Origin of the sequence: Chitinophaga qingshengii (genome assembly GCF_014529935.1) — a bacterium.
GTDB classification, from domain to species: Bacteria; Bacteroidota; Bacteroidia; order Chitinophagales; family Chitinophagaceae; genus Chitinophaga; species Chitinophaga qingshengii.
This window is the reverse complement of record NZ_JACVFC010000006.1, coordinates 33,088-45,657: the sequence shown is the minus strand read 5'-3', so window position 1 is coordinate 45,657 and position 12,570 is coordinate 33,088. Positions and strand designations below refer to the sequence as shown.

7 protein-coding genes are annotated in these 12,570 nt (G+C 47.9%); all 7 read left to right on the top strand.

The features are described from left to right. Positions 1 to 84: 84 nt before the first annotated feature. A complete protein-coding gene (locus ICL07_RS29510; protein ID WP_188091677.1) occupies positions 85 to 1,275 on the top strand; it encodes a transglutaminase domain-containing protein in 1,191 nt (396 codons plus the stop codon). A gap of 229 nt (positions 1,276 to 1,504) precedes the next feature. Beyond that, complete coding sequence (gene rplK / locus ICL07_RS29505; RefSeq protein WP_188091676.1) at positions 1,505 to 1,948, top strand: 50S ribosomal protein L11; 444 nt, start codon at positions 1,505 to 1,507, stop codon at positions 1,946 to 1,948. A 43-nt stretch (positions 1,949 to 1,991) separates the two neighbouring features. Beyond that, positions 1,992 to 2,681, top strand: coding sequence for a 50S ribosomal protein L1 (gene rplA, locus ICL07_RS29500; RefSeq protein ID WP_188091675.1), 690 nt, complete (start codon positions 1,992 to 1,994; stop codon positions 2,679 to 2,681). Positions 2,682 to 2,737: 56 nt separating this feature from the next. Beyond that, positions 2,738 to 3,265 carry a 50S ribosomal protein L10 gene (gene rplJ, locus ICL07_RS29495; protein ID WP_188091674.1) on the top strand — a complete coding sequence of 176 codons (528 nt, stop codon included), beginning with the start codon at positions 2,738 to 2,740 and terminating at the stop codon, positions 3,263 to 3,265. Positions 3,266 to 3,387: 122 nt separating this feature from the next. Beyond that, positions 3,388 to 3,762, top strand: a complete 375-nt coding sequence (gene rplL, locus ICL07_RS29490) for a 50S ribosomal protein L7/L12 (protein ID WP_188091673.1) — start codon at positions 3,388 to 3,390, stop codon at positions 3,760 to 3,762. A 221-nt stretch (positions 3,763 to 3,983) separates the two neighbouring features. Beyond that, positions 3,984 to 7,793: a DNA-directed RNA polymerase subunit beta gene (rpoB, locus tag ICL07_RS29485; RefSeq protein ID WP_188091672.1), complete on the top strand. Its 3,810-nt coding sequence runs from the start codon at positions 3,984 to 3,986 to the stop codon at positions 7,791 to 7,793. A gap of 123 nt (positions 7,794 to 7,916) precedes the next feature. Next, entirely contained in the window at positions 7,917 to 12,212 is a 4,296-nt protein-coding gene (gene rpoC, locus ICL07_RS29480; RefSeq protein ID WP_188091671.1) for a DNA-directed RNA polymerase subunit beta', read from the top strand. The last annotated feature ends 358 nt before the right edge of the window (positions 12,213 to 12,570 follow it).

Here is a 12,570-nt window from a genome sequence, read left to right as displayed (position 1 = left end):
TATACTGTATAACAGTGTTACCCAAGAATACGTCACCTGTAGTATAAAGCCTACTATACCGAAACCCAATATCAAAATAATAAAATGAAAAGATTCCTTTTGGGTATTGCTGGCGCCCTGATAATACAGGCCGCCTCCGCTCAGCAACCCGCTAAGAAACCTGCTGCTGTACCTGTTACCCAACCGGCCTATGTCTCCATTCCTGATTCTGTAACCGGTAGTTCCGCTTCCATGGCCGCCTGGCTGGTGGCCCACTGCGAAAACAAAACTGCCATCCTGCGTGCACTGTACGCCTGGATGCCTACCCATATTAATTATGATGTGGTGAACACCTTTCAGCCCGGATATTATAAAGATACCGCTGACGCCATCAACAAAACCCTGCAAACCAGGGTAGCCGTGTGTGAAGGATATGCCTCATTATATATGGATGTTGCCCGTCGTGCGGGTATCCCGGCTGTACTGGTGTCCGGTTATCCGCTTATCAACGGCAGGCCGGATAATGCCAGTCACGCCTGGGTGGCCGTTCAACTGGACAATGAATGGAAGATGATTGATCCTACCTGGGGGGCCGGTTCTGTCAGCAATAATAAATACACGCCCCGGCTTACCTGGCGGCATTTCCTCGCCGAGCCGCATGAATACCTGAAAACACATGTGCCGTTTGATCCCTTATTCCAGTTCTCCGAGTACCCGTTGCGCCACGACGAAATCCGTGATGGCAGGTGGGGTGGGGGCACCGACCAACCGGTGTTTGTATTCCGGGATACCCTGGCAGCCTTTAATAAGATGTCAACCCTGGCCAAAGCAGAGAATATGGCGGCGAGGATCGCCCGTTTCGGGGTCACCAACCAGTTGACTTCCATTGAACTGACGTATCTGGTGAACCTGGTGACGGTAGAGCGGCAGAATGCCGGTATTATGGAGCAAAACCGGGTAGCCGACCAGATCAATGAGTGCAGTCGGTTGTATAACCGGTTGACCAACACCTTCAATGACTATGTGAATTTCCGCAACAAGCAGTTTGCACCTGCCAAGCCTGACCAGGAGATCCGGGAATGGGTAGATAAAATGGCGCAACAGTCGGACGATGTAGAGAAAAAGGCGAGAAAATTGTCGGTTACCGATCCGGCCAACCGCCGGGTATTACAGGAGGTGCTGGAGGCAAATACGCAATTGAAGCGGCGTATTGCGGATGAGCAGGCTTTCGTATCCAAATATATTAAGACCGGGAAGATGTTCCGGAAGTCTTTGTTTTATAAAGTGGCGTTTTAGCTGTATTTTTGCATTTCCCCGGATAATAAGGTTTTTTAGCGGGAATGCAATGGATTTGTAAAAAAAAGGCTTCTGTTAGCAAAAAGGATGCCCAAATTCAAATACTTTTTGGCATTTTCATATTATTATTTACCTTTGCATCCCCTTTAAAAGGTTATTTCAGTTCCTTTTAGTTTTGGGAGTTCTCTGTACAGCAGAGAGCGTTTTAACCAAATTAAACACAAAAGTAATGGCAAAAGAGATCGCAACGTACGTGAAATTGCAGGTTAAAGGCGGCCAGGCCAACCCTGCACCTCCGATTGGTCCTGCACTGGGTTCCAAAGGTGTGAACATCATGGAGTTCTGCAAACAGTTCAATGCCCGTACCCAGGATAAAATGGGTAAAGTATTGCCTGTAACGCTGACTGTTTACACTGACAAATCATTTGACTTTGTAATTAAAACGCCTCCGGCACCGGTACAGCTGCTGGAAGCTGCTAAAATTCAAGGTGGTTCTAAAGAGCCTAACCGTAACAAGGTGGGTAAAGTGACCTGGGCACAGGTTGAAGCAATTGCACAGGACAAAATGGCTGACCTGAACTGCTTCAAACTGGACAGCGCTATGAAAATGGTAGCTGGTACTGCTCGTAGCATGGGTATTACTGTTGAAGGTAAAGCTCCCTGGGAAAACTAATTGGTTCACCCTGTTAAGGCAGGAACTTTAAATCATTTTGACAATGGCAACTAAAAAAAGAAAAGTAGCGCAGGCTAAGGTAGATAAAAACAAGGCGTATACGCTGAAAGAAGCATCTGCTTTGGTGAAAGATATCAACTGTACTAAATTCGACAGTTCTGTCGATTTACATATCCGCTTAGGCGTTGATCCTAAGAAAGCAGACCAGGCTATCCGTGGTTCCGTAACGCTTCCCCACGGTACTGGTAAAACAAAGAGAGTTTTAGTGCTCTGCACACCTGACAAAGAAGCTGCCGCTAAAGAAGCTGGTGCTGATTTCGTTGGTTTGGATGAGTTTATCACCAAGATTGAAGGTGGTTGGACTGACATCGATGTAATCGTTGCTACTCCTGCTGTAATGCCTAAAATCGGTAAACTGGGTAAAATCCTGGGTCCCCGTAACCTGATGCCAAACCCGAAAACCGGTACTGTTACCAACGACGTAGCTGCTGCTGTGAACGAGGTGAAAGGCGGTAAAATTACCTTTAAGGTAGATAAAGCTGGTATCATCCACGCTTCTATCGGCCGTGTATCTTTTGCAACTGATAAAATTGAGCAGAACTCTCAGGAGCTGATCAATGCTATCATCAAGCTGAAACCAGCTACTGCGAAAGGCACTTACCTGAAAGGTCTGTCCATGGCCAGCACAATGAGCCCTGGTATTGCCATCGACACTAAATCTGTTCAAAACTAATTGATCACGCGTGTGTAGCCTATCTGTAAGGAGAGGCTTGCTACAAACGGTAAAATATGAATAAAGATCAAAAAAATGAGGTGATCGAACTGCTGAAAAGTAAGTTCTCTCAATATAGCAACTTCTACATCACTAACACCGAATCATTAACGGTAGCGCAGGTAAACGACCTGAGGAAGACTTGCTTTAACAAGCAGGTGGAAATGAAGGTGGCTAAAAACACCCTGATCCGTAAAGCACTGGAATCTCTGGATAGCGAGAAATACGCTGGTATCTTTGATTCCCTGCACGGTGTAACTGCCCTGATGTTCTCTGACAGCCCGAAAGAGCCGGCTCTGATCATCTCCAGCTTCCGTAAAGCGAACAACAAACTGGAAAAACCAGTACTGAAAGCGGCTTTCGTTGCTGACGAAATCTTCGTAGGCGACAACCAGCTGACTGCCCTCACCAACATCAAGACCAAAAACGAGCTCATCGGTGAAGTTATCGGTCTGTTGCAATCTCCTGCAAAACGCGTTATCGCTGCTTTGCTGGAAAAAGGCAAAAAAGAAGGTGCAGTGGAAGAAGCTCCGGCTGCAGAATAACCTGGAATTTAGTTATTTGAATATTTAAATATTTAAATGACAAAATTTCACCATAAACAATGGCTTCCAAGTCACAATATAATTAACAATCTTTACAAAACATTACATTAAAACATTATAAAATGGCAGACGTAAAAGCATTAGCCGAACAATTAGTAGGTTTAACTGTTAAGGAAGTACAAGAACTCGCAGACGTACTGAAAAATGAGTACGGCATTGAACCAGCAGCTGCTGCAGTAGTAGTTGCAGCTGGCGCAGGCGACGGCGGTGCTGCTGCAGAAGAAAAAACTGCATTCAACGTAGTACTGAAATCTGCAGGTGCATCCAAACTGAACGTTGTTAAGGTTGTAAAAGACCTGACCGGTCTGGGTCTGAAAGAAGCGAAAGAACTGGTTGACGGCGCTCCTAAATCTGTGAAAGAAGGCGTTAGCAAAGCAGAAGCAGAAGATCTGAAAGCTAAGCTGACTGAAGCAGGTGCTGAAGTTGAAATTCAGTAATTCTTTGCTTAGTATACATCTTTTAAAGGTCAAAAGTGCCCCTGGCACTTTTGGCCTTCTTCCCTTTGGGAAAGTGTCTTTTTCAGAGAGTCAAAACGGGGAAATCACCCAAGGTGACTTTGACCATGTGTAGAAGGCATATCTTACAATTAGGATGGATATTGGCAAAGAAATCTTAATTTCCCTAATTCTTACAAGTCATATAACTGCTAACTTCGAATATGTCTCTAAAAAAAGCCCAAACAAGCGAAAGAGTAAATTTTGGAAAGATCAAACAAGTTACTGAGACACCGGATCTGTTGGCTATCCAAATCCAATCTTTCAAGGATTTCTTCCAATTAGAAACCACACCAGACAAACGAAATAACGAAGGCCTTTTTAAAGTATTTAAAGAGAACTTCCCGATTACAGATACCCGCAATATCTTCAATCTGGAGTTCCTTGATTATTTCGTAGATCCTCCGCGCTATACCATTGAGGAGTGTATTGAACGTGGGCTTACCTATTCTGTACCGTTGAAGGCGAAACTGCGTCTCAGCTGTAATGATGAGGAGCATGTGGATTTCCAGACAATTGTGCAGGACGTGTTCTTAGGTAACATTCCCTACATGACCCCAAGAGGTACTTTCGTTATTAATGGCGCTGAGCGCGTAGTTGTTTCCCAACTGCACCGCTCTCCTGGTGTATTCTTTGGTCAATCTGTTCACCCGAACGGTACCAAGATCTACTCTGCAAGAGTGATCCCGTTCAAAGGGGCCTGGATGGAGTTTGCGACGGACATCAACAACGTGATGTACGCTTACATTGACCGTAAGAAGAAATTCCCTGTTACCACCCTGCTGCGTGCTATCGGTTATGAAACCGATAAGGACATCCTGCAGCTGTTTGGTATGGCTGATGAAGTAAAAGCAGACAAGAAAAGTCTTGATAAATATGCCGGCAAAAAGCTGGCTGCCCGTGTTTTAAGAAGCTGGGTGGAAGACTTTGTGGATGAGGACACCGGTGAAGTGGTAAGTATCGAGCGTAATGAAATCATGCTCGAGCGTGATAGCATTCTGGATGAAGCGAATATCGAGACCATCGTAGATATGGGCCTGAAAAGCGTGTTCGTACAGAAAGAAGAGGTGAGCGGCGATTTCTCCATCATCTACAACACATTAAATAAGGATACATCCAACTCCGAGCTGGAAGCCGTTCAGCACATCTACCGCCAACTGCGCGGTGCCGATGCGCCGGATGATGAAACGGCAAGGGGCATCATCGATAAATTATTCTTCTCCGACAAACGTTATGACCTCGGAGATGTAGGCCGTTACAAAATCAACCGGAAACTGGGTCTGTCTACTCCGCTCGACATGAAAGTGTTGACAAAGGACGACATCATTTCCATCATCAAATACCTGGTACAACTCACCAACGGTAAAGCAGAGATCGACGATATCGATCACCTGAGCAACCGCCGTGTACGTACCGTGGGCGAACAGCTGTATGCTCAGTTCGGCGTAGGTCTGGCCCGTATGGCCCGTACTATCCGCGAACGTATGAACGTACGTGACAACGAGGTGTTTACGCCGGTAGACCTGATCAATGCGAGGACCCTGTCTTCTGTGATCAACTCCTTCTTCGGTACTTCCCAGCTGTCACAGTTCCTCGACCAAACCAACCCCCTGTCAGAGATCACGCATAAACGCCGTATCTCCGCACTCGGTCCCGGTGGTTTGAGCCGTGAAAGAGCAGGCTTTGAGGTGCGTGACGTTCACTATAGCCACTATGGCCGTCTGTGTACGATCGAAACACCGGAAGGTCCAAACATCGGTCTGATTTCTACCCTTTGCGTTCACGCGAAGGTGAATGAAATGGGCTTCATCGAAACACCGTACCGTAAAGTAAATGCCGGTAAGGTAGATATGGTGAAAGTAGAGTTCCTGAGCGCTGAAGAAGAAGATACCGTGAAGATCGCACAGGCCAACGCTCCGCTCGATGATAAAGGCAACTTCATCAACGATAAAGTAAAATCCCGCGAAACCGGCGACTTCCCGATCCTGGACAGACAGGAAGTGGAGTTCATGGACGTAGCGCCTAACCAGATCGTAGGTCTGAGTGCTTCTTTGATTCCGTTCCTCGAACATGATGACGCCAACCGTGCGTTGATGGGATCAAACATGCAACGTCAGGCGGTGCCATTGCTGAACCCGGAAGTGCCCATCGTAGGTACGGGCCTGGAAGCAAAGGCTGCACGCGACTCCCGTCTGCAAATCACTTCAGAAGGAAAGGGCGTGATCGAATTCGTAGATGCCAAAGAAATCCATGTTCGTTACGAGCGTGACGAGCTGCAGAAACTGGTGAGCTTCGAAGACGACCTGGTAGTATATAACCTGACCAAATTCGTTAAAACCAACCAGAGCACCTGTATCAACCTCAGACCTTGCGTGAAGAAAGGTCAGCGCGTGGAACTGGGCGACTTCCTCACCGAAGGTTACGCTACCCGCGGTGGTGAACTGGCACTGGGCCGTAACATGAAAGTGGCCTTCATGCCATGGAAAGGTTACAACTTTGAGGATGCGATCGTAATATCTGAACGTGTAGCACGGGAAGACCTCTTTACCTCCATCCACATCGACGAATACGAACTGGAAGTACGTGATACCAAATTGGGTGAGGAAGAACTGACACCAGATATCCCGAACGTGAGCGAAGAGGCTACCAAAGACCTCGACCAGAACGGTATTATCCGTGTGGGCGCCCACATTAAAGAAGGTGATATCCTGATCGGTAAAATCACTCCACGTGGTGAATCTGATCCTTCTCCGGAAGAAAAACTCCTCAGAGCGATCTTCGGTGACAAGGCTTCCGATGCGAAAGACGCCTCCCTGAAAGCACCTCCGTCTACAGAAGGCGTGGTGATTGACAAGAAGCTGTTCAGCCGCGCTAAAAAAGATAAAAACTCCAAGACCCGTGAAAAAGCGGCGATCGAAAAACTGGAGAAAATACACCAGAAAAATACAGAGGACCTGCTGGAAGTGCTGATGAGCAAACTGCTGGTATTGCTGAAAGACAAAGTGTCTCAGGGCATTACCAACACTTACGGTGAAGTACTGATCTCCAAAGGTTCCAAGTTCTCTCAGAAGAACCTGGTGAATATTGATTTCATGAACGTGAACCCGCTGGGTTGGACTACCGACGAGGTAACCAACGACCAGATCAATACCCTGCTGCACAACTACAACATCAAGTACAACGAAGAGCTGGGCCGTTACAAACGTGAGAAATTCAACATCTCCATTGGTGACGAACTGCCTGCCGGCGTACTGAAACTGGCGAAGGTATACCTGGCCAGCAAACGTAAACTGAAAGTAGGGGATAAGATGGCGGGCCGCCACGGTAACAAGGGTATCGTAGCAAGGATTGTGCGTGACGAAGACATGCCGTTCCTGGCCGATGGTACACCACTGGACATCGTACTGAACCCGTTGGGCGTACCTTCCCGTATGAACCTCGGACAGATTTACGAAACCGTTCTGGGCTGGGCCGGTCTGAAACTGGGTATGCGTTTCGCTACTCCGATCTTTGACGGTGCTACTACTGAAGAAATAGCCAATTATATCAACGAGGCAGGACTGCCGAGCTTTGGCCACACTTACCTGTATGATGGTGAGACCGGCGATCGTTTCCACCAGAAAGCTACCGTGGGTGTGATCTACATGCTCAAACTGAGCCACATGGTGGACGACAAAATGCACGCCCGTTCTATCGGACCGTACAGCCTCATCACGCAACAGCCGCTGGGTGGTAAAGCCCAGTTCGGTGGTCAGCGTTTTGGTGAGATGGAGGTGTGGGCACTGGAAGCTTACGGTGCAGCCAACATTCTGCAGGAACTGCTTACTATCAAATCCGATGATATCGTTGGCCGTGCCAAAGCATATGAATCCATCGTTAAAGGTGACAACATCCCGAAAGCCGGTGTGCCTGAATCCTTCAACGTATTGATCCATGAATTGCGTGGTCTGGGTCTGGATCTGAAATTTGACTAAGAGCTTTTAGCTACCAGCCATTGGCCCTCCGGGCTGATGGCTGATAGCTTGGATATTTCGCAGGAATAAATTTTTTGTCGCTGGGTTTAACACCAACGGCTAACAGCTAAAAGCTAATAACAGATGGCTATCAAGAAAGAAAATCGTCCTAAATCAAATTTTAACAGCATTACCATCAGTCTGGCTTCTCCGGATGTTATTCTGGAGCGTTCATACGGTGAGGTGCTGAAACCTGAAACCATCAACTACCGTACTTACAAGCCGGAACGTGATGGTTTATTCTGCGAAAGAATATTCGGGCCTGTAAAGGATTACGAATGCTATTGCGGAAAATATAAGCGTATCCGTTATAAGGGTATTGTGTGCGACCGTTGTGGTGTGGAAGTAACGGAGAAAAAAGTACGTCGTGAAAGAATGGGTCACATCCGTCTGGTAGTGCCTGTTGTACATATATGGTATTTCAAATCCCTTCCTAACAAGATCGGCTACCTGCTGGGCATGTCCTCCAAAAAGCTGGAAACCATCGTTTACTACGAAAGATACGTGGTAATCCAGGCGGGTGCGAAACAGGAAAAAGGTATGAACTACGGTGACCTGCTCACAGAAGAAGAATACCTGGATATTCTGGATACCCTGCCTAAAGACAATCAGCTGTTGCCGGATGAAGATCCCAACAAGTTCATTGCCAAGATGGGGGCTGAAGCGGTGGAAATGATGCTGGCCCGTATTGATCTGGACAGCCTTTCTTACCAGCTGCGTAACCAGGCTGCTACTGAAACTTCCCAGCAACGTAAAGCGGAAGCGCTGAAACGTCTGAGCGTAGTGGAAGCTTTCCGTGAAGCCAATACCCGTGTAGAAAACCGTCCTGAATGGATGGTGATGCAATATATCCCTGTTGTACCGCCTGAACTGCGTCCGTTAGTGCCGCTGGATGGTGGCCGTTTTGCGTCTTCCGACCTGAACGACCTGTATCGCAGGGTGATCATTCGTAACAACCGTCTGAAACGTCTGATCGAAATTAAAGCGCCTGAAGTCATCCTGCGTAACGAAAAACGTATGCTGCAGGAAGCGGTGGATTCCCTGTTCGACAACTCCCGTAAATCCAATGCGGTTAAAGCGGAAGGTGGTCGTGCATTGAAATCTCTCTCCGACGTACTGAAAGGTAAACAAGGTCGTTTCCGTCAGAACCTCCTCGGTAAACGTGTGGACTACTCCGGTCGTTCCGTTATCGTGGTAGGCCCTGAGCTGAAACTGCACGAGTGCGGCCTGCCGAAAGACATGGCTGCCGAGCTGTTCAAACCATTTATTATCCGTAAACTGATCGAAAGAGGCATCGTGAAAACCGTGAAATCAGCGAAAAAGCTGGTAGACCGGAAAGAAGCGGTGGTTTGGGATATCCTGGAAAACGTGCTGAAAGGTCACCCGGTATTGTTAAACCGTGCTCCGACCCTGCACCGTCTGTCTATTCAGGCATTCCAGCCTAAACTGGTGGAAGGTAAAGCGATCCAGCTGCACCCGCTCGTGTGTTCTGCGTTCAACGCCGACTTCGATGGTGACCAGATGGCGGTACACGTGCCGTTGAGCAACGCTGCTATTCTGGAAGCCCAACTGCTGATGCTGTCTTCCCACAACATCCTCAACCCGCAGAACGGTACGCCGATCACCCTGCCTTCCCAGGACATGGTTCTCGGTCTGTATTACATCACCAAGGGTAAGAAAACCCAGGGCGATGTGGTGGTAAGAGGTGAGGGCAAGGCTTTCTACTCTGCTGAAGAAGTAATCATTGCACTGAACGAAGACAGGATCGACCTGCACGCTCACATCCGTGTAAAAACCACGGTGAGAACGGCTGAAGGCAACCTGGAAAACAAACTGATAGAAACGACTGTAGGTCGCGTACTGTTCAACCAGTTTGTACCGAAAGAAGCAGGTTATGTAAATGCCCTGTTGACGAAGAAATCACTGCGTGAGATCATCGGTGACATCATCAAATACACAGATATTCCAAAAACGGCCAAATTCCTGGACGACATCAAACAATTAGGTTTCCGCATGGCGTTCCGCGGTGGTCTGTCATTTAACATCAATGACCTGATCATTCCGGAAGTTAAGCAGGAGATGATTGATGCGGCTGCCGGTGAGGTGGACGAGGTTTGGGACAACTATAACATGGGTCTGATCACCAACAACGAACGTTACAACCAGATTATCGATATCTGGTCCCGCGTGGATACGAAGGTGACAGAAACGCTGATCCGTGAGCTGGCAACAGACAAACAGGGCTTCAACTCTGTGTACATGATGCTTGATTCCGGTGCGCGTGGTTCCAAACAGCAGATCAAACAGCTGGCGGGTATCAGGGGGCTGATGGCCAAGCCGCGTAAGAGTGGTTCTACCGGTTCTGAGATTATCGAAAACCCGGTATTGTCCAACTTTAAAGATGGTCTGAACGTATTGGAATACTTCATCTCTACCCACGGTGCCCGTAAGGGTCTTGCGGATACGGCGTTGAAAACGGCGGATGCGGGTTACCTGACCCGTCGTCTGGTAGACGTTGCGCAGGACGTGGTAATCAACGAAGAAGACTGTGGTACCCTGCGTGGTATTGCTACTTCAGCGCTGAAAGACAACGAAGAGGTGATCGAAACACTGTACGACCGTATCCTGGGCCGTACTTCCCTGCACGACGTGTTTGATCCTCACACAGAGGAGCTGCTGGTAGGTGCCGGTGAAGAAATTACCGAGGATATTGCTCATAAAATTGAATCCAGCGCGATCGAAACCGTAGAAATCCGTTCCGTACTGACTTGCGAAAGCCGTCGGGGTGTGTGCGTAAGATGCTATGGTAAGAACCTGGCTACCGGTTACACCGCACAGCGTGGTGATGCGGTAGGTATCATCGCTGCACAGTCCATCGGTGAGCCTGGTACACAGTTGACCCTGCGTACCTTCCACGTGGGTGGTGTCGCTGGTTCTACTTCCGTTGAATCCGGCCTGCAGGCTAAATTTGACGGTACTATCCAGTTCGATGGCTTACGTACTACCACCTACGAAAACAACGAAGGTGAAAAAGTACAGGTGGTTATCGGCCGTACCGGTGAGTTGCGTATCATGGACGTGAAAAATGACCGTCTGCTGGTAACGAACAACATTCCTTACGGTTCTACCCTGCTGGTGAAAGATGGACAGAAAGTGGTTAAAGGTGACCAGATTTGTACCTGGGATCCGTTCAACGCCGTTATCGTGTCTGAAATTCCGGGTAGCATTCGTTTCGATAGCATCATTGAAGGTATTACCTATCGTGAAGAAGCGGACGAACAAACCGGTCACCGCGAGAAAGTGGTTATCGAAACCAAGGATAAGAACAAGATCCCGTCTATTTATGTAGATGGTAACAAAGAAGTGAAATCTTACAACTTACCGGTTGGTTCCCACATTGTGATCTCCGAAGGGGATCAGGTGAGAGCTGGTCAGGTAATCGTAAAAATACCGCGTATTATCGGTAAACTGCGAGACATCACCGGTGGTCTGCCACGTGTAACCGAGCTGTTTGAAGCACGTAACCCGAGCAACCCTGCCATCGTTTCTGAAATCGACGGTGTGGTAGCCTTTGGTAACATCAAACGCGGTAACCGTGAGATCATCATCGAAAGCCGTGAAGGTCAGATCAAGAAATACCTGGTGCCTTTGACCCGTCACATCCTGGTTCAGGACGGTGACTTCGTGAAGGCCGGTACTTCCCTGTCTGACGGTTCTACTACTCCTGCAGACATCCTGGCTATTAAAGGTCCGTTTGCCGTACAGGAATACCTGGTAAATGAAATCCAGGAAGTATACCGTTTACAGGGTGTAAAGATCAACGACAAACACATCGAGGTGATTGTACGTCAGATGATGCGCAAGGTAAACATCGAAGATCCCGGAGATACCCGCTTCCTGGAAGGCGATACCGAAGACCGGTTCGACTTCTTTGAAGAGAACGATATGATCTTTGATAAGAAAGTGGTAACAGAAGCTGGTGAGTCCACCACCCTGAGAGCTGGTCAGATCGTGACTCTGCGTCAGGTACGTGAAGAAAACTCCCTGCTGCGCCGCGCCGATAAGAAACTGGTAGAATACCGTGATGCACAACCGGCTACATCCAGCCCGCTGCTCCAGGGTATTACCAAAGCGTCTCTCGGTACCCGTAGCTGGATCTCCGCCGCTTCCTTCCAGGAAACTACGAAAGTACTGTCTCAGGCAGCGATCAACGGTAAGATCGATGACATGACCGGTCTGAAAGAAAACATCGTTACAGGTCACCTGATCCCGGCTGGTACCGGTCTGCGTGAGTTTGAAAACATGATCGTAGGTTCTAAAGAAGAATACGACATCCTGGCATCTTCTAAAGAAGTGTTCCAGTTTGACGAAGAAGAATAGCTGTGATGGTCATGATTATTGCTGATTACGCTGATGGAGCGAAGATGGGCAATGTTTGACCGGCAGTTGAAATAAAAAGAGGAAGCCCTCATTGATGCAAATCGATGAGGGCTTCCTCTTTTTATTTAATAATAAACGGTGGGAGGAAGATGCGTTGATCATCTACCTAAACAATAACAGCAGTAGATCAGTTCATGCAGGTCATCTGCATTATAAACAACAAACGGAATCAGGCAGATCAGTTTATGTAGATCATCTACACAGTCAACAACAGGCGGAATCAGCGTCATCAGCAATAATCATGTCTATCACCGTTCTTTTTTCGTTACTTTACATCCGGTTTTATAAACGATCCGGA

What these genes read in the sequence shown, in the direction of transcription:
- rpoB (WP_188091672.1), top strand. Translation starts at nt 3,984, where the DNA reads ATGTCTCTAAAAAAAGCCCAAACAAGCGAAAGAGTAAATTTTGGAAAG.
- rplK (WP_188091676.1), top strand. Translation starts at nt 1,505, where the DNA reads ATGGCAAAAGAGATCGCAACGTACGTGAAATTGCAGGTTAAAGGCGGC.
- rpoC (WP_188091671.1), top strand. Translation starts at nt 7,917, where the DNA reads ATGGCTATCAAGAAAGAAAATCGTCCTAAATCAAATTTTAACAGCATT.
- ICL07_RS29510 (WP_188091677.1), top strand. Translation starts at nt 85, where the DNA reads ATGAAAAGATTCCTTTTGGGTATTGCTGGCGCCCTGATAATACAGGCC.
- rplL (WP_188091673.1), top strand. Translation starts at nt 3,388, where the DNA reads ATGGCAGACGTAAAAGCATTAGCCGAACAATTAGTAGGTTTAACTGTT.
- rplA (WP_188091675.1), top strand. Translation starts at nt 1,992, where the DNA reads ATGGCAACTAAAAAAAGAAAAGTAGCGCAGGCTAAGGTAGATAAAAAC.
- rplJ (WP_188091674.1), top strand. Translation starts at nt 2,738, where the DNA reads ATGAATAAAGATCAAAAAAATGAGGTGATCGAACTGCTGAAAAGTAAG.